Origin of the sequence: Bradyrhizobium australafricanum, from assembly GCF_020329495.1 — a bacterium.
GTDB classification, from domain to species: domain Bacteria; phylum Pseudomonadota; class Alphaproteobacteria; order Rhizobiales; family Xanthobacteraceae; genus Bradyrhizobium; species Bradyrhizobium australafricanum.
In genome coordinates, this window is record NZ_JAGKJL010000007.1 from 135505 (window position 1) to 152260 (window position 16756).

The following is a 16756-nucleotide window of genomic DNA, read 5'->3' on the forward strand; positions in this document are numbered from 1 at the left end:
CTCGAGGTTCCGGGTTCGCGCTTCGCGCGCCCCGGAACGACGAAACCATCACTTGTCGTAGATCATCACCGGCCTGACTTCGATCGAGCCGGTCTTGGCGCCGGGAATCCGCGCCGCGAGGCCGAGCGCCGTGTCGAGATCCTTGGCATCGACCAGATAATAACCGCCGAGTTGTTCGCGGGTTTCTGCAAACGGCCCGTCGGTCGTCAGCGTCTTGCCGTCGCGCACCCGAACGGTGGTCGCGGTCGACACCGGCTGCAGCCCGTCACCCGCCTTGAAGTGTCCGCTCTGGATGATGGACTGGGTGTAGACGCCATATTCCGCCGACAGGGCCTTGCGGTCGTCGGCATTCATGCGGCCATATTCCGCGTCGCTCCGGTAGATCAGCAACAGATATTGCATCTTGAGAACTCCTCTTGATCGGCTGGATCGCCGACACCCAGTCGAACGGGCGACACGCAGGACGACATCGTCAGGATAAATTATTTTGGCCGCCCGGCGTGAATGTCTCACCGGCCCGGCGGGCCGCAGAGCCAGCTTATATCGGATAATCCGATAGTAATCGCCAATATTATTCGTTTGTTAAATTCATGGCAGCGCGTAGCCTTCGGATGCCCGGAGGACTTCGCCATGACACCACTGCCGCAGACAGCCACACGCCTTTCCCGGCTCCTGCTGTCGATGCTGTACCGAATCCTGCGCAACCGGATCGTGGCGAAACCGCGCCATCACGCCAGTCAGGTCGCCTCGAACATCGCCGCGGGCGGCAATCCGCTCGGCGTGTGAGGAGGCAATGCAACGGGGTACCACGCGCCTGAAGGCGCTGCGTCAGCTGATCGCCGACGAAGGGCTGACCATCGCGATCCTTGCGGCGGTCGCCGCAGCGACGGTGATCGCATTTGGTTTCGGTGCGGAAGCCGACATCGTGGCCTCGATGCTGATCATCGGCCTCGTGACCGCGCTCGCGGAAACCCGCCTGCGATCGGGAAAATAGCTCCAGCGGCCGTGACCGGCTCCGGAGGGGATGACCGAGAACCTGGCATTTGCCTGTAGCCTTATCCGCGTCATTGCGAGCGAAGCGAAGCAATCCATCTGTCCGCATGTGCGGAACGATGGATTGCTTCGTCGCTACCGCTCCTCGCAATGACGGCATGGCTTCACAGCCTTTACGACGATGTCCCGGCCTGCTGCGCGGCGCGGCGCCGCAACTCCTTGAGCTCCTCGAAACGCTTGGTCACGTCACGCATCACGGCGACGGTGCCGGCGACCTTGTGCGCCGCATCGTGCAGCATCACGATGGTGAATTCGACGGAGATGCGCGTCCCGTGCCTGGTCAGCGCCGGCACCGACAGCAGATCGCCCTGACCGTAGCGGCTCGTCCCGGTCGCCATCGTGTGCCGGAAGCCGGCCCAGTGACGCGCGCGCAGATTCTCCGGAATGATCAAATCGAGCGATTGCCCGATCGCCTCCTCGGCGCCGAAGCCGAACATCCTGACTGCACCGGGATTCCACAAGGTGATGCGGCCTTCGACATCGGTCGCAACGATCGCGTCGGAGGCGCCCTTGAGCAACGCGTCTCCCACTTCTGCCGCAATATCCATCGTTTGACCTCCTGCTGATCCCGATCCTGCTGTGAACGCGGACGTTTGCGCTGACAAGCGAAGAAAGCCGATGGAATCGATCGGAGATGCCGATAGCAATCGCGGTCAGCGCCGCCGCCGCGCGGCGGGCCTGGCCCGCGGCAGGTCCGCGCTCGCATTAACCTGCGACGCGGCAAGCCGATGCATGGTCTCGACCGCGCGCGCCAGATGATCGTCCTGGCTGTCAGCCGGATAGGCGACATAGGCGGGCATCGCAAAGCCAGGCGCACCGGCAACGGCGTGCAGCCGCCGCGCCTTCAGGAGCGGCTCGACGATACGACGCGCAAAGAATCCGGAGCCGCCATTCTCCAAAAGATGCTGCAATCCGAGCCAGCCGATATTCACCGTCAGCGCGGGGCCCGCGAAATTCGGAAACAGCGTGGCGTGACGCGCGTAGAATTCGGGTCCCCAATCGACATAGACATAGCCCGGCCCCGGCTCCGGCGCGCTCTTCGGATCGGTCGACACCAGGATGAGCTGCTCCTCGAACAGCTGCTCGACCTTGAGCCCGGGGCGGCTCTGCGGCGTGTACATCACGCCGATGTCGATGCGTCCCTCGACCAGCCCCTGCATCAGCTCGGGCTCGAGCGCGCTCTCGGCGCGGATCGAGATGTCGGGATGCGCCCGCGTCATCAGCGGCAGCCAGCGCAACAGATACTCTTCCCAAAGGCCGATGCGGCCGCCGACCACCAGCGCCGCGGAAAACCCTTTGGGGATTCCGACATCATGGCGCGCCTGCTCGACGGTGCGGACCAGCACCGAGGCGTGGCGCTGAAACTGCCGGCCGGCCGGCGTCAACGTGGTGCCGGCCTTGTTGCGCACGAACAGCACGCAGCCGAGCTGCTGCTCGAGCGTATGGATGCGGGTGCTGACGGTCGACTGGCTGACGTGCAGCCGCTCGGCCGCGGTGATGAAGTTGCCGGCGCTCACCACCGTCAGGAACGTCCGGGCCAGTTCGGTATCCATGGCGCGCCTCGACCTTTGGATCGATCAAATCGATATCAAAGGCCCTTCCTCTGCGAATGTCAAAATCGAGGGCCAGCCGGGCGCCAGGCCAAGGTTAACCATCGCAATCGCTTGACGCGGGCGGCCAAAGCCCGCATGCGTACGCGGTCAGTCGGCCGGACGGCCGCTCCCGCAAGCGCCGAAAGGCCGCGGGGGAGGAAAGTCCGGGCTCCATCGACATGCGGTGCCGGATAACATCCGGCGGGGGCGACCCCAGGGAAAGTGCCACAGAGAACGAACCGCTCCCTCCTCGGAGGAAGTAAGGGTGAAAAGGTGCGGTAAGAGCGCACCGCGTTTCCGGCAACGGAGATGGCATGGCAAACCACACCGGGAGCAAAACCGAATAGGGACGGCAACGCGGTTAGTTCGCGCACGCGCGATAACACCGCAGGGCGATGTCAGGCCCGCTGTCCGGGTAGGTTGCCCGAGGCAAGGTGCAAACCTTGTCCCAGAGGAATGGCCGTCGCGTACCATTCGCGAGAATGGTGCCCTACAGAACCCGGCTTACAGGCCGGCTGATATCTTGGAGTATGAGGGGCTCGGCGCGACACGCCGGGCCCCTCGCCATTTTCAGATCAGCATCGTTCCAGCTACGCGCGCCGGCGGAAAGTAGAGCCAACCCGTCGGCTTGCGTCAGAACGACCCGAATGCGGTGCCGATCGCAATCACCGCTGCGAGAGCAATGACAGAACTCACAATGCCGACCATGACAATGTCGAGATAGCTATCGCGATGCTTGAGCCCACAGATCGCAAGCAGGCTAACGACAGCGCCGTTGTGAGGTAGAATGTCCAGCGTTCCCGAACCGATCACCGCGACGCGATGCAACAGGCCGGGGTCAATACCCGCCTCCGCGGCAAGATCCATATAGGTCCGTCCCAGCGCATCGAGCGCGATCGTCAAGCCGCCGGAAGCCGACCCCGTCAGCGCCGCAAGGATGTTCGTCGCGACCGCGAGCGACACCAATGGACCGCCTTCAATTCGCAACACCCAGTCCCGCACCACGCCGAAAGCGGGAAGCGAGGCGATAACGGCGCCGAATCCGACAAGGCTTGCGACGCTCAGCGCCGGCAGGACCGACGCGTTGGCACCGGCATCCATGGTTCGTCGCAGTGCGGGCAGCCGCGTCCAGTTGCAGAGGATGACCGTCACGATCGCTCCCGCCAACGCCACGACAACCGACCAGACACCGGCCACGGCAGCCAGTGATGTATTTCCCCACCGCTGTTCGGCCAGGAACGAGAAATCAAGCCGAGGCAGCACAACCAGCGACATCACCAGATTGACGGCGACGACGACGATCAGGGGAAGCAAGGCGTTGAAAATCGGGACGGCGGCATCGCTGTGATATCCGTGGCGGAGCTCCGCCGGGTCGAATTCCCGCGCCGTCGTAGCCCGCTCGCGCAACAGCTCATCGTCGGCTGCATCCGCCGGCACCGGCGGCTCGTCGCCATATCCCTCTTTCGCGCGATGCGCTGCCTTCTCCGCGCGAAGCAGCCACCACAGCCCGACGCCCAGCATGATGATCGATGCGACAACGCCGAGGCCCGGTGCGGCAAAGGGGGTCGTGCCGAAGAAAGGCATCGGTATCGCATTCTGTATCGACGGCGTGCCCGGCAGCGCCGACATGGTGAAGGTCGAAGTCCCGAGAATGACCGCCGCCGGTACCAGACGACGTGGAATCCCGGCCGCGCGAAACAGCGACTGCGCCATCGGAACGATGACAAAGAAGGCGACGAACAGGCTGACGCCGCCATAGGTGACCAGTGCGCCTGCGAGCACGACCGCAAGGATGATCCGGCGTTCGCCCAGGCACCGGGAGATGAAGCCCGCGACCGCCGCGACGGCGCCGCTGTCATCCATGAGCTTTCCGAACACGGCGCCAAGCAGAAAAATAGGAAAGAACTGCGCGAGAAACTCCGACGCACTACCCATGAAGGTCTGCGTCCAGTTGGCAAGCAGCGGCTCGCCACCGAAGGCTGCGGCCACCAGCGCACAGAGCGGCGCGAGCAGCAGCACGCTCCAACCGCGGAAAGCAAAACAGACCAGCAGTCCAAGCCCGACGAGAATGCCGAGAAGACCCATCGTCTCAGCACTCCGCCAGCAGAATATCGAGATCTGCGGTCGAACGCTCACCGAGATCGGCGCCATGCGCCTCGAGGAATTCGCCGGCGGCTCGCCGCCCTTCCTCGTGCAGCTTCGCCACGAACGCCCATTCGGCATTAAGCTTGGATGACGAACCGAACGTCGCAAGCATGTCGCTCTTGATCCGGTGCGTCTTCATCTGCGCCCAGCGGGCGCCTTCCCCTGTACCGGGATCGGCGACCTGGCGAAGCAACGCGATCATCCGCAGCTCCTTTGCCAACGGCGAGTTGAACGAGATCTCGTTAAGCCGGTTGAGAATGTCAGCGGCCGTGCGCGGCTGCTCCGGACGCTCGGTCGGGTTGATCTGGACGACGACGGTGTCGTGCGCGTCGGTCTCGCGAACGAGCGGCGTGATCGTGGGATTGCCCGCGTAGCCGCCGTCCCAATAGGGCTCGCCATCGATCTCGATCGCGCGAAACATCGTTGGCAGGCAAGCCGACGCGAGCAGGACTTCCGCGGTAATCTCCGCGTTGCGAAAAATCCGTCCGCGGCCCGTACGCACGCGCGTGGCGGTGATGAAGAGCTTGATCGGCGCGCGTGCAAGACGCTCGAAATCGATACTGTCGTTCAATATGTCGCGTAGCGGATTGAAGCCAAGCGGATTGAGGTCATAGGGTGAAAGCATCCGCGACATCAAATCGGTGAAGAGATAGGCCGGGGAGCTGTCAAGCGACCAGCGTCCCATCAGGCGGTCGAGCGGCGACCGTTGCAACGGACTGAATGCGGCGGCGCGCGAGACGCTTCGCCAATATTTTTCAAGCGCTTCGCGTGCGCCGGCAGCGCCGCCCGCGGTCCAACCATCCGCCAGCACGGCTGCGTTCATCGCTCCGGCCGATGTCCCGGATATGCCCGCAATCTGAAACCATGGTTCTTCGAGAAGCCGATCCAGGACACCCCACGTGAACGCACCGTGCGATCCCCCACCTTGAAGCGCCAGGTCTACGAGCACGGGGCTGCGGTTCATGAATCCATGCTCACCAGCACGCGAGACGCTCATTATGTCGCAGTTTAGCCGAACATGCGAGACAAAGTTGCGGTCGCTGCGCAATTCCGACGGCGAACTTCGAACGATATTATCTCAACTCGAAGCGAAGCGAACCGATCGCTTCAGTGCCGCCACAGGCCACGTTTCTTAAAAGGCGACATCCATAGGGTGGCAGGCGTAGAGTGTGCCCCTCGCGGAGGATCGCAGATGGACCTTCAGAAGATCATGGCGAAGGCAAGAGACATCGCCAGGAGAAGCGGCTCGATCACGACCGAGCAGCTGAACGGGATGTGCCCCAACAATATGGAGCCCGAAGATATCGCGGCTCTGTTTGCGGCTCTGCGGACTGAGGGGATTCGTCTCAAGGACGACGACGCAGAAAAGTAGGAGCCCAAAGTAGGAGCCACTGTGCTTTGACGCCACAGCAAGACAATCGATCGCTGCGATCGAAACGCTGGCCGAGTTCGGATAGTGGCGGATTGGCCATCTGGCGGCATTGCAGCTATGATCCGCTGGAGCTTGACGTGTCCTTCTGCCCCGAGATTCAAGAAGATCAGAGGAGGAATAGGAATGTCGGTCGCCTGCAAGTTCGAACGCAGCATCCTCAGCCACGAAGAATATGAAGCAATCCGCCTGACGCATCATCCGGCCATCTACGGCGTCGAGGTGAGCGAGCTCGAGGCCATGCGACCCCGCTTGCGCAAGATGCGCGACAAGGAGCGAACGGTCGGCCGACAAAAGCAGCGAGAGAGCCGCGGAAAGGCCGAGGCTCGCGGCACGAGCTTTCCAGGAACCGCCAAGCATGCGTCAGAGCGTAAGCAGGTGTTCGCGGCGGCGCTGAAACGGGTCAACACGGAGCTGAGGCGTCAGCACAATCTGGCAGCCCGGACCGCGCATGTCGAAGCTGCGCGAAAGGCCCTCGCACTGCACCGGGCCGCGAACTTCACGACGCGTCCCTCGGCTGGAGCCACCGCGGGCGAAGGCATGGCGCCGAAGCCGAGCGAACGCCGACGAAAGATCATTGCAGGCGCAAAGATCGGACGCGTATCGCAAGCGACAAAGGTCGCTCAAGCCGTCCGCGACGCGCGCGGTGCATGATCCCGGGCAAACAAGCGGCTGATTGATTCCGGCGCGGCATCGGCATCCCGCGGCATACGCCAGCCGTCGCGGTTGCGCGCGGCCTGTCGCAGCTGAAGCGGACAGCGCGCGGCGTGTCAGCGGCATTGGTCAATGCCGCTGACCTGGTCGGGATCGCTCCAATCCTCGCCCGCGCTTTCCGGCTTGATGTACATCAATGTTGCGACCGCCATCACAGGTGACGCTGCCCATATTTTTTTGAATCGGGAGCGTCGCCATGCATTGCCCCAAAGCTGTGTCAGCTCTTACGCTTGGATTGCTCATCTCCACGTCGGCGCTAGCCCAGCAAGGCACCGGTACACCGGGCTCGCCCAGCGCCACGACAGCAATCGACGGAAGGCAGCTTCCGCCACCCGATCCCAAGTTCGGCGGCATCATCAAGGACGGCGCCCTGCAGTCGAAGCCGTGGTGGCCGTCGCGCATCGTCCCGCCCAAGGACGCACCGAACGTGCTCCTGATCATCACCGACGACGCCGGCTTCGGCGTGCCCAGCACCTTTGGCGGCGTCATCCCGACGCCGGCGATGGACCGCATCGCCAATGACGGCCTGCGCTACAACCGCGTCTTCTCCACCGCGCTTTGCTCACCGACCCGCGCGGCGCTGATCACCGGACGCAATCACCATTCGGCGGGCTTCGGCGTGGTCTCCGAGCAGTCGACCGGCTTCCCGGGCTACAACAGCATTATCGGCAAGGATAAGGCCACAATCGGTCGGATCCTGCTCGACAACGGCTACGGCACTTCGTGGTTCGGTAAGGAGCACAACACGCCAGCCTTTGCCGCGAGCCAGGTCGGCCCGTTCGACCAGTGGCCGGTCGGTATGGGCTTCGAGTATTTCTATGGCTTCGTCGGCGGCGACGCCAACCAGTGGGAGCCCAACCTCTTCCGCAACACGACGCAGATATATCCGTTCCAGGGCAAGCCGCCCGGCACCTGGAACCTGGTCACCGCGATGGCGGACGACGCCATCGATTGGATGACGCGGATGCACCAGACCGATCCGTCGAAACCGCTCTTCATCAAATACGCGCCCGGCGCCACCCACGCGCCGCATCACCCCACCAAGGAGTGGGTCGACAAGATCAGCGCGATGCATCTGTTCGACGATGGCTACGAGAAGCTGCGCGAGCGCATCCTCGAGAACCAGAAGCGTCTCGGCGTCGTTCCCAGGAACACCAGGCTCGCACCATGGCCCAAGGAGATGCTGAAGCCGTGGGACCAGTTGAGCCCCGTGGAGAAGAAGCTCTTCATCCGCCAGGTCGAGGTCTTTGCCGCCTACGCCGCCTACAGCGACCACGAGATTGGCCGCGTGATCCAGCAATTCCAGGATCTCGGCCGGCTCGACAATACGCTCGTCATCTACATCAACGGCGACAACGGCACCAGCGCCGAAGGCGGACCGCTCGGCACGCCGAACGAGGTTGCGTTCTTCAACGGCCTGAACGAGCTGCCGGCAGACGTGCAGATGAAGTTCTACGATGTTTGGGGCACTGAACAGACCTACAACCACATGTCCGCCGGCTGGTCGTGGGCATTCGACACCCCGTTCGACTGGTTCAAGCAGAACGCGTCCAGGCTCGGCGGCATCAACCAGAACATGGTGGTGTCGTGGCCGGCACGCATCAAGGACAAGGGAGCCTTGCGCGAGCAGTTCGTGCATGTGATCGACGTCGTCCCCACGGTCCTCGAGGCGGCCGGCATCCGCGCGCCCGAAGTTGTCGACGGCATCAAGCAGGCTCCGATCGAAGGCACGAGCTTCGCCTACACGTTCGACGCGGCGAACGCGAAGACCTCCTCGCGCCACAAGACCCAGTACTTCGAGATGTTCGGCCAATGGGCTCTCTATGACGACGGCTGGATGCTCTCCACCAAAGTCAACCGCGCGCCCTGGCAGACGTTCGGTCCGGCGAACCCGGATCCGCTCAACAATCAGGTCTTCCAGCTCTACAATCTGAACAACGACTTCAGCCAGACCGAGGACATCGCGGCGCAGAACCCGCAGAAGGTCAAGGCGATGCGGCAGAAGTTCGTTTCCGAAGCCAGGAAGTACCAAGTCTTCCCGCTTGATGCTTCAGTCGCGGCCCGCATCGTGGCACCGCGCCCGAACATCACCGCCGGCCGCAAGGAGTTCGTGTACACGCGGCCGATGACGGGATTGCCGCAGGGGGATTCGCCCGCGCTGCTCAATACCTCGTACACGATCACCGCGGACATTGATGTGCCGCAGGGCGGCGCCGAAGGCATGATCTTGACTTCGGGAGGCCGCTTCGCCGGCTATGGCTTCTACCTGCTGCAGGGCAAACCGGTCTTCCTCTGGAACATGGTCGATCTCGAACGCATCAGGTGGGAGGGCCCTGATGCGCTGTCGCCGGGCCAACACACGGTTGAGTTCGATTTCAAATACGACGGCATTGGTGCCGGCACGCTCGCGTACAACGATTTCAGCGGCCTCGCTCAGCCCGGCACCGGCACGCTGAAGGTCGACGGCAAGGCGGTTGCCAGCCAGAAGATGGAGAAGACGCTGCCGATGATCCTCCAGTGGGATGAGAGCTTCGACATCGGCTCCGACACGCTCACGGGCGTGAACGATGCAGACTACAAGCCTCCATTCCCGTTGACGGCCAAGCTCAACAAACTCACGATCAAGGTCGACCGGCCGCAACTCACGCCCGCGGACATCAAGAAACTGCAGGCGGCGATGCAGGAAAAGGCCAACGCCGACTGATCGCAGGGCATGCGTGCGGGCCGCGCCACATGGCGAAGAGCCCGCACCTTCTGTCCACGACGCCGCGGCGTTTTCGAGAGCAATGCGCCGCGAAGCTCGGGATGCCGGGTGCGATGTTTGGCATCGCCCCGGCTAGGCGGCAATCTCCATGAGCATCGCCATCAGCGCCTCCGGCGCGGTGACGTTCGGCGAGTGGCTGGCGTCGATCTCGAAATAGCGCCAGCCGGCTTCGTGCCTGATGCGCCGGGCGAACTGGCCGAACGTGTCGGCCTGCGTCGTGCGGGTGGCGTAGATGTAGCTGCGCGGCAGGCTGGTCTCGCCGTGCTTCAACCGCAATTTCTGCTCGAAGCATTTGATCGGCATGTCGACGCGCCGCGCGCTCAGCCATGCGACGTCAGCGGGCGACGTGTCCGGCGGCACCGGCATCGGCGGAATACGCCAGCCGTCGCCGTCGCTCGCGAACTCACGCATGGTCTCGATCGCCGATTCGTTGAGATCGAACAGCGACTGGCCGTCGCGCGGCACGAAGGCGTCGATATAGATCATCTGCGCGATGCGCTCGCGCACCCGGTCGGCGACGCCGGTCGCGACCATGCCGCCATAGGAGTGCCCGATCAGCACGATGTCGTGCAGGTCCTCGTAACTGATGACGCTGAGCACATCCTGGATATGCGCCTCGAGGTCGAGTCCTTGATGCGCAAGATGCGCGCGCTCGCCAAGCCCGGTGTAGCTCGGCGTGACCAGCCGATGTCCGGCGGCTTGCATCAGGGGATGCATCTTCTTCCATGCCCAGCCTGCCGACCAGGCGCCGTGACAGACCAGAAAGGTTTTTTGCGAGTTCGCCGTCATGGGATGCTTCCGTTCCGATTATCGTTGATGAGCCGGGATTTTGAAGTGTACCGACAGCTGGCGTCGTGTAAACGTCCCGGCAACGATCATAAGAACGAGATGAGGATGACCCCGGCAAGCTATGCGATCCTGTTCTTCGGCGCGCTTGCCGGCGGTTTCGTCTCCGGCCTTGCCGGCTTCGGCACGGCGCTGATGGCGCTCGGCATCTGGCTCTATGTGCTGCCGCCGACACTCGCGGTGCCGCTGGTGCTGGTCTGCTCGGTCATCGCGCAGCTCTCGACGCTGCCGTCGATCTGGAAGAGCATCGATTTCCGCCTGGTCTGGCCGTTCGTCATCGCAGGCCTCGCGGGCGTGCCGATCGGCATCCTGCTGATCGCGCGGGCCGACCCCGAGGTCTTCAAGCTGACGATCGGCGTCTTCCTGCTGGTGTTTCCGACCGCGTTGTTCCTGCAACGCAAGCCGATGTCGATCGCCTTCGGCGGCAAATGGGCCGACGGCGCGATCGGATTTGCCGGCGGCATCCTCGGCGGCCTCGCCGGACTGTCCGGCCCGCTGCCGATTCTGTGGGCCAGCGTGCGCGGCTGGGGCAAGCAGCAGCGCCGCGGCGTGTTCCAGATCTTCAACTTCACAATCCTGGCGGCCGCGCTTTGCGTGCAGATCGCAAGCGGCCTGGTGAAGCCCGAGCTGATCTGGCTGGTGGCGTGCGCGTTTCCGGGGACGCTGCTCGGCGCCTGGCTCGGCGCGCGGCTCTATCACGCGCTCAGCGACCGCAATTTCTCCGACGTCGTGCTGCTGTTGCTGTTCCTGTCCGGCGTCGCGCTGGTGTGGAACGGGCTGGCGCCGAAATAGCGCGGGCGCTGCGAGAGCGTCGGTTCTGATCCAATCAGAACCGACGCTCCAGCCATGCGCCATCTCACTCCGCCGCGGCTTGGCCGAACTCGGTCGCCTGGCGCTCGAACAGACCGCGATAGATGCCGCCGGGACGCGCGGCCAGCACCTCATGCGTGCCCTGCTCGACGATCTCGCCGCGGTCGAACACCAGGATGCGATCCATGCTGCGCACGGTCGACAGCCGGTGCGCGATCACGATCGAGGTGCGGCCCTTCATCAGCCGTTCCATCGCCTGCTGGATCAGCGCCTCGGATTCCGAATCGAGGCTCGAGGTCGCCTCGTCCAGGATCAGGATCGGCGCGTCCGCCAGGAAGGCGCGTGCCAGCGCCACGCGCTGCCGCTCGCCGCCCGACAGCTTGACGCCGCGCTCGCCCACCAGCGTGCCGTAACCCTTCGGCAGCCGCATGATGAAGTCGTGCGCATTGGCAAGCCGCGCCGCCTGCTCGATCGCCTCCATGCCGGCGCCCGGCCGGCCATAGGCGATGTTCTCCGCCAGCGTGCGGTGGAACAGGATCGGCTCCTGCTGCACGATCGCGATCTGGCTGCGCAGCGATTGCTGCGTCGCCCTGGCGATGTCCTGACCGTCGATCAGGATCCGGCCGCCGGAGACGTCGTAGAGCCGCTGCACCAGCTTGACGAAGGTCGTCTTGCCGGAGCCGGAGCGCCCGACCAGGCCGACGCGCTCGCCGGCGTCGATGTCGACCGACAGCCCGTCATAGAGCGGCCGGCGATGTCCGCCATAGTGGAACGTGACGTCGTCGAACACGATGCGGCCGCCCTGGATGTCGATCGTCCCAGCATCATCCGCATCGACAATGCCGAGCGGCTCGCCATGGATCTGCACCAGTTCCTCCATGTCGTTCACCGAACGCTGCAGGTTGTTGATGTGCATGCCGACATCGCGCAGATAGGCGTGGATGATGTAGTAGCTGGTCAGCACATAGGTGACGTCGCCCGGCGTGGCACGGCCCTGCGCCCACAGCAGGATCGCACCGCCGATCACCGAGGCGCGGAAGCACAGCAGCACCACGAGCTGCGCCGTCGAGGTATGGTTGTAACGGAACCAGGTCCGCCGCACCCGCCGGCGCCAGCGGCTGATGACGCCGTCGAGCCGCATGTCCTCGCGCGTCTCCGCACCGAACGACTTCACCACCGCGTTGCAGGTCAAGGCGTCGGCCAGCGTGCCGCCGACCTTGGTGTCCCACGCATTGGAAACGCGCGCGGCAGGCGCCACGTAGCGCACCTGGAACACCATGGTCATCGCGACATAGATCACCGAGCCGACCGCGATCACCGCGCCGAGCTGCGGCCAATGCACGCCGAGCAGGATCATCGAGCCGACCAGCACCACGACCGACGGCAGCAGCGCCATCAGGATGGTGTCGTTCAGCAAATCGAGCGCCCACATGCCGCGCGTGATCTTGCGCACGGTGGAGCCGGCGAACGAATTGGCGTGCCAGTCGGTCGAGAAGCGCTGCACCCGCATGAAGGCCTGCTGCCCGACATCGGACATCGTCTTCAGCGTGAACGGCACGATGGTCTGGATGCCGACCAGCCGCAGCACCAGCGACAGCGCGCCGAGGCCGACGATGGCGCCGAACGCCAGCATCGCCGCATGGCGCGCGGCCGCATCGGTGGCGCCCGCGGTCAGCGCGTCGACCAGATGGCCGGAAAACACCGGCATGAACAGGTCGGCGGCGGTTGCGCCGAGGAATCCGGCCGTCACCGCGGAGGCACGCAGCGGCTGTTCCAGCCAATGGCGGAAGACAAAGGGAAGCACGATCCGGATCGCGGCCGGCCGCTTGGTCGTCAGAGAGGTCATGGCACATTCCGGCCACGCTTTTGCAGCGCGTGCCGGCTCCATCTGAGGCGACGTGCGGGCAGAATCCGGCCGCGAGCGCCGCTGGAAATTGTCGATAAATTGTTGGGACGTTTTGATGATCGGGGATCAGGCCCGATCAGCGCCGGGAGCTAACGCGTAAAGGCGTCCAGCACCGTCGAACGCGGGCGCGCGATCTGCGAAATAAGCGACTTCATGCGCATCTCCCCGGTTCGAGTAAGGAAGCGCTGCTTATAAATGCATCACGCGTGATTGGCAAGGTAACATCGGCGTGAGTGCGTCAATGTGTCGGCGATATCAGCTATTCACGCGACCGGGCGCAGCCCGCGCGCCGATGCGATGCACTCAGCCCGGCGACAACGGCACACGTTCGTAGCCCGGATGAGCGAAGCGATATCCGGGGCCGCGTCACGCTCAGTGATGAACTGCTGAGATCGGTCCCGCATGTCGCTTCGCTCATGCGGGCTACGAAGAACAAATGACACCACCTAATGCGCGTCGCCGCCGCTCGCGGTCATCGACGGCGGCTTGTTGACGAACAGCACCAGAAGGCTGAGCGCGACATAGAACAGCGACAGCATGAAGAAGGCATCGCCATAGCCCATCACCGCTGCCTGACGGTGCACGATCTGCGAGAGCTGCTTCATCGCCATGACGGCGGAATCGCCCATGCCCTGCATGCGCTGGGTGAACATGTTGAGGGTCTCGACCGCGGTGGTGTTGCCCCAGGTCACGCGGTCATGCAGCCGCGAGATGTGCAGATCGGTGCGGTCGTTGAGCACCTCGTTGATGACGGCGAGCCCCACCGCGCCGCCGAGGTTGCGCATCAGATTGAACAGGCCGGAAGCGTTCTTGACGCGATCCTGCGGCAACGTCGCGAGCGCGATGTTGTTGGTCGGCACCATCGCGCACATCATGCCGATGCCGCGCAGGATCTGCGGCAGCAGCAGCTCGTAGAAATCATAGTCGCGGGTGATCCAGGTCATCTGCCAGGAGCCGAGCGCGAAGGTCACGAGGCCGACGGCGATGATGTAGCGCAAATCGACCTTCTGCATCAGCCGCCCGACCACCGGCGCCATGAAGAACATGGTGACGCCGGAGACGAACATGGTCTCTCCGATCATCAGCGCGCTGTAGCCGCGAACCTCCGCGAGATAGCGCGGATAGACATAAGTCAGGCCATAGAGCCCGATGCCGATGCAGAACTGCAGCACGCAGCCGACCGCGAAGTTGCGGTTACTGAAGGCGTAGAGATCGACGATCGGCTCCTCCGCGGTCAAGACGCGCCAGAAGAACGCGACCGCCGAGACGAAGCCGATCGCGGCGCAGACCGCGACCGAGGTGTCCTGCAGCCACTCATATTGCGGACCCTCCTCCAGCACATATTCGAGCGAGCCGAGGAAGCCGGCCATGAAGATCAGGCCCCACCAGTCGAAGCGCTCGAGCAGCGCGAAGTTCGGCTGGTCGAAATCGACCAGCGCCAGCACGCCTGCCGTGATGATGACGCCGGGGACGATGTTGATGAAGAACAGCCAGTGCCACGACATCAGGTCGGTGATGTAGCCACCGACGGTTGGGCCAACGGTCGGCGCCAGCGTCGCGACGAGGCCGATGATCGGCGCCACGATGTGGAACTTGGTGCGCGGGAAGATCGTGTAGGCCGAGGCGAACACCGTCGGGATCATGCCGGCGCCGAGAAAGCCCTGCAGCGCGCGCCACAGGATCATCTGCTCGATCGAGGAGGCGAAGCCGCACAGCAGGCTCGAGGCGGTGAAGCCGAACGCCGAGATCGCAAACAACAGCCGCGTGCCGAGCGCGCGCGACAGGAATCCGGACAAGGGAATCGCGATCACTTCGGCGATCAGATAGGCGGTCTGCACCCACGACACTTCGGTCGAAGATGCCGACAGGCCGGCCTGGATCTCGGACAGCGAGGCCGAGACGATCTGGATGTCGAGGATCGACATGAACATGCCGAACACCATGATGATGAAGGCAACCAGCCGCTTCGGCTGGATGCGCTCGGACTCCGAGGCGCCGGTCATCATCGAGGGCGAAGCAGTGGTCGTATCAGCCATGGGCTCATCGGCTCCGAGCCTCGGACTCTGTCCGAAGCTTCAAGACATCACTGCGGATGGATCATCAGCGGTGCGTCGAGATCGGTTTCGGCGTCGGCATCGGCCGCGCCCTCGCGGGTGTCGACGGTGGTGTAGACCGACATGCCGGCGCGCAAGAGGCCCTGCCTGGCGACGCTGGCAGGCACGCGGATGCGGACCGGCAGGCGCTGCACGATCTTGGTGAAGTTGCCGGTGGCGTTGTCGGGCGGCAGCAGCGTGAACACCGAGCCCGCCGCCGGCGAAATGCTGTCGACGAGGCCGGTGAACTTGCGGAAGCCGTAGGCGTCGACCTTGATCGTCACCCGCTGTCCGGTGCGGATGCGCTTGAGCTGGGTCTCTTTATAGTTGGCGTCGATGTAGACGCCGTCGAGCGGCACCACATTGCCGAGCCGCTGGCCGACATTGATGTAGTCGCCGGTGTTGACCAGGCGGTTGGAGAAGGTGCCGTCGACCGGCGCGCGGACGTTCGTGAATTCGAGATCGCGCTCGGCCTTGGCGAGCTGGGTCTGCAATTCGGCGAGCTGGGCGCGGGCCTCGGCCTGCTGCGCCTTGGTCACCTCGACATTGTCCTTGGCCGCATCATAGGCCGCCTGCGCGGATCGCACGCTGGCCGCGCCCTGATCGCGGCCGGCCTCCGAGACCTCAAAGGTGGCACGCGAAGCAAAACCCTTGGTGCTGAGCGCCTGCTGGCGGTCGAAATCGAGATCGGCGCGCTTCAGACCGGCCTGGGCGGACACGAGCTGGGCCTGCGCCTGCTCGACCGAGCTCGCCGCCGCGGCAACCTGGCGGCCGATGCGCTCGATCGTCGCCTGCTGGGTCGCGATCCGGGTGCGCGCGGCGTCAACCGCGATACGGTAGTCGCCGTCATCGATCCGGAAGATCACGTCGCCTGCGCGCACCAGCGCGTTGTCGCCGGGCAGGATCGCCGCGATATGGCCCGCGACGCGCGCGCCGAGCATGGAGTTGTTGGCGCGGACATAGGCATCGTCGGTCGAGACGTAGAAGCGCCCGACCATCAGGTAATAGGCGGCATAGCCCGCGGCAGCGAGCGCGAGCAGGCCGACCACGCCCATCATCACGAATTTGCGCTTGCCGGATTTCGGCGCCGGCGCCGCAGCGGGCGAAGCCGCGGGCTGCTCGGGCGCAGACGCGGGCGGCGCCTCCGCGGGACGCTTGGCTTCTTCAGCCCGGCCCTGCTCGCCGAGATCGGCGGATGCATCGCGCGCGATCGCGTCCTCGGCCATCTCAGGCTCGGAACGAACAATGCGTGCAGCCTGATCCCGTGTTGCGGCCATGGCCGAGGCTCCCCACAAAAATCTTGACGCGCGCGATGGCGGAATAAGGGCCGTGCGGCGCATCGTCACTCCCAAGATACCATTGACCGAACGGTTCGGTCAATCTATATTCCCGCCCGCTAGATTA

General features: G+C 64.2%; 15 protein-coding genes and 1 other RNA gene. 7 read left to right on the forward strand and 9 right to left on the reverse strand.

Going from position 1 to position 16756, the window contains the following annotated elements:
- Positions 1 to 48 precede the first annotated feature (48 nt).
- Positions 49 to 402, reverse strand: coding sequence for a YciI family protein (locus J6525_RS09025; RefSeq protein ID WP_057014988.1), 354 nt, complete (start codon positions 400 to 402; stop codon positions 49 to 51).
- Positions 403 to 630: 228 nt separating this feature from the next.
- Here J6525_RS09025 and J6525_RS09030 point away from each other — a divergent pair, with 228 nt between their 5' ends.
- Both J6525_RS09030 and J6525_RS09035 read left to right on the forward strand, forming a co-directional pair.
- Entirely contained in the window at positions 631 to 786 is a 156-nt protein-coding gene (locus tag J6525_RS09030; protein ID WP_225162843.1) for a hypothetical protein, read from the forward strand.
- A gap of 7 nt (positions 787 to 793) precedes the next feature.
- Entirely contained in the window at positions 794 to 994 is a 201-nt protein-coding gene (locus J6525_RS09035; protein WP_028332559.1) for a hypothetical protein, read from the forward strand.
- A 172-nt stretch (positions 995 to 1166) separates the two neighbouring features.
- On the opposite strand, the gene J6525_RS09040 is transcribed toward J6525_RS09035, so the two are convergent.
- Both J6525_RS09040 and J6525_RS09045 read right to left on the reverse strand, forming a co-directional pair.
- A complete protein-coding gene (locus J6525_RS09040; protein ID WP_225162841.1) occupies positions 1167 to 1601 on the reverse strand; it encodes a PAS domain-containing protein in 435 nt (144 codons plus the stop codon).
- Between the two features lie 105 nt (positions 1602 to 1706).
- Positions 1707 to 2606 carry a LysR family transcriptional regulator gene (locus tag J6525_RS09045; protein ID WP_092087653.1) on the reverse strand — a complete coding sequence of 300 codons (900 nt, stop codon included), beginning with the start codon at positions 2604 to 2606 and terminating at the stop codon, positions 1707 to 1709.
- A gap of 147 nt (positions 2607 to 2753) precedes the next feature.
- Here J6525_RS09045 and rnpB point away from each other — a divergent pair.
- An RNA gene (gene rnpB / locus J6525_RS09050) (RNase P RNA component class A) lies at positions 2754 to 3168 on the forward strand.
- Positions 3169 to 3278: 110 nt separating this feature from the next.
- Here the strand turns inward: rnpB and J6525_RS09055 are convergent.
- Together J6525_RS09055 and J6525_RS09060 are read right to left on the reverse strand one after the other, a co-directional pair.
- The gene (locus tag J6525_RS09055; RefSeq protein ID WP_225643841.1) at positions 3279 to 4730 is read right to left on the reverse strand and encodes a GntP family permease; all 1452 of its coding nucleotides are present in this window, start codon (positions 4728 to 4730) and stop codon (positions 3279 to 3281) included.
- Between the two features lie 4 nt (positions 4731 to 4734).
- Positions 4735 to 5754 carry a patatin-like phospholipase family protein gene (locus tag J6525_RS09060; RefSeq protein ID WP_225643843.1) on the reverse strand — a complete coding sequence of 340 codons (1020 nt, stop codon included), beginning with the start codon at positions 5752 to 5754 and terminating at the stop codon, positions 4735 to 4737.
- Between the two features lie 228 nt (positions 5755 to 5982).
- Here J6525_RS09060 and J6525_RS09065 point away from each other — a divergent pair, with 228 nt between their 5' ends.
- The 3 genes from J6525_RS09065 (at position 5983) to J6525_RS09075 (ending at position 9637) form a co-directional block, all read left to right on the forward strand.
- Complete coding sequence (locus J6525_RS09065) at positions 5983 to 6162, forward strand: hypothetical protein (protein WP_225643729.1); 180 nt, start codon at positions 5983 to 5985, stop codon at positions 6160 to 6162.
- Between the two features lie 183 nt (positions 6163 to 6345).
- Complete coding sequence (locus J6525_RS09070; protein ID WP_225643731.1) at positions 6346 to 6873, forward strand: hypothetical protein; 528 nt, start codon at positions 6346 to 6348, stop codon at positions 6871 to 6873.
- A 256-nt stretch (positions 6874 to 7129) separates the two neighbouring features.
- Complete coding sequence (locus J6525_RS09075) at positions 7130 to 9637, forward strand: arylsulfatase (RefSeq protein ID WP_225643733.1); 2508 nt, start codon at positions 7130 to 7132, stop codon at positions 9635 to 9637.
- A gap of 132 nt (positions 9638 to 9769) precedes the next feature.
- Here the strand turns inward: J6525_RS09075 and J6525_RS09080 are convergent, their stop codons facing one another.
- Entirely contained in the window at positions 9770 to 10486 is a 717-nt protein-coding gene (locus J6525_RS09080) for an alpha/beta fold hydrolase (protein WP_225643735.1), read from the reverse strand.
- A gap of 105 nt (positions 10487 to 10591) precedes the next feature.
- Between J6525_RS09080 and J6525_RS09085 the strand changes: the two genes are divergently transcribed.
- Positions 10592 to 11335, forward strand: coding sequence for a sulfite exporter TauE/SafE family protein (locus J6525_RS09085; protein ID WP_018273026.1), 744 nt, complete (start codon positions 10592 to 10594; stop codon positions 11333 to 11335).
- A 64-nt stretch (positions 11336 to 11399) separates the two neighbouring features.
- Here J6525_RS09085 and J6525_RS09090 read toward each other — a convergent pair whose 3' ends face one another.
- The 3 genes from J6525_RS09090 to J6525_RS09100 form a co-directional block, all read right to left on the reverse strand.
- On the reverse strand, positions 11400 to 13199 hold the full coding sequence (locus J6525_RS09090) for an ABC transporter ATP-binding protein (protein WP_225643737.1): 1800 nt from the start codon (positions 13197 to 13199) through the stop codon (positions 11400 to 11402).
- Positions 13200 to 13705: 506 nt separating this feature from the next.
- Complete coding sequence (locus tag J6525_RS09095; RefSeq protein WP_225643739.1) at positions 13706 to 15295, reverse strand: DHA2 family efflux MFS transporter permease subunit; 1590 nt, start codon at positions 15293 to 15295, stop codon at positions 13706 to 13708.
- A gap of 47 nt (positions 15296 to 15342) precedes the next feature.
- Positions 15343 to 16629: an HlyD family secretion protein gene (locus tag J6525_RS09100; RefSeq protein WP_225643741.1), complete on the reverse strand. Its 1287-nt coding sequence runs from the start codon at positions 16627 to 16629 to the stop codon at positions 15343 to 15345.
- Positions 16630 to 16756 lie beyond the last annotated feature (127 nt).

Coding starts and splice junctions, on each gene's coding strand:
- J6525_RS09025 (WP_057014988.1), bottom strand. CDS start 402: ATGCAATATCTGTTGCTGATCTACCGGAGCGACGCGGAATATGGCCGC.
- J6525_RS09030 (WP_225162843.1), top strand. CDS start 631: ATGACACCACTGCCGCAGACAGCCACACGCCTTTCCCGGCTCCTGCTG.
- J6525_RS09035 (WP_028332559.1), top strand. CDS start 794: ATGCAACGGGGTACCACGCGCCTGAAGGCGCTGCGTCAGCTGATCGCC.
- J6525_RS09040 (WP_225162841.1), bottom strand. CDS start 1,601: ATGGATATTGCGGCAGAAGTGGGAGACGCGTTGCTCAAGGGCGCCTCC.
- J6525_RS09045 (WP_092087653.1), bottom strand. CDS start 2,606: ATGGATACCGAACTGGCCCGGACGTTCCTGACGGTGGTGAGCGCCGGC.
- J6525_RS09055 (WP_225643841.1), bottom strand. CDS start 4,730: ATGGGTCTTCTCGGCATTCTCGTCGGGCTTGGACTGCTGGTCTGTTTT.
- J6525_RS09060 (WP_225643843.1), bottom strand. CDS start 5,754: ATGAACCGCAGCCCCGTGCTCGTAGACCTGGCGCTTCAAGGTGGGGGA.
- J6525_RS09065 (WP_225643729.1), top strand. CDS start 5,983: ATGGACCTTCAGAAGATCATGGCGAAGGCAAGAGACATCGCCAGGAGA.
- J6525_RS09070 (WP_225643731.1), top strand. CDS start 6,346: ATGTCGGTCGCCTGCAAGTTCGAACGCAGCATCCTCAGCCACGAAGAA.
- J6525_RS09075 (WP_225643733.1), top strand. CDS start 7,130: ATGCATTGCCCCAAAGCTGTGTCAGCTCTTACGCTTGGATTGCTCATC.
- J6525_RS09080 (WP_225643735.1), bottom strand. CDS start 10,486: ATGACGGCGAACTCGCAAAAAACCTTTCTGGTCTGTCACGGCGCCTGG.
- J6525_RS09085 (WP_018273026.1), top strand. CDS start 10,592: ATGACCCCGGCAAGCTATGCGATCCTGTTCTTCGGCGCGCTTGCCGGC.
- J6525_RS09090 (WP_225643737.1), bottom strand. CDS start 13,199: ATGACCTCTCTGACGACCAAGCGGCCGGCCGCGATCCGGATCGTGCTT.
- J6525_RS09095 (WP_225643739.1), bottom strand. CDS start 15,295: ATGGCTGATACGACCACTGCTTCGCCCTCGATGATGACCGGCGCCTCG.
- J6525_RS09100 (WP_225643741.1), bottom strand. CDS start 16,629: ATGGCCGCAACACGGGATCAGGCTGCACGCATTGTTCGTTCCGAGCCT.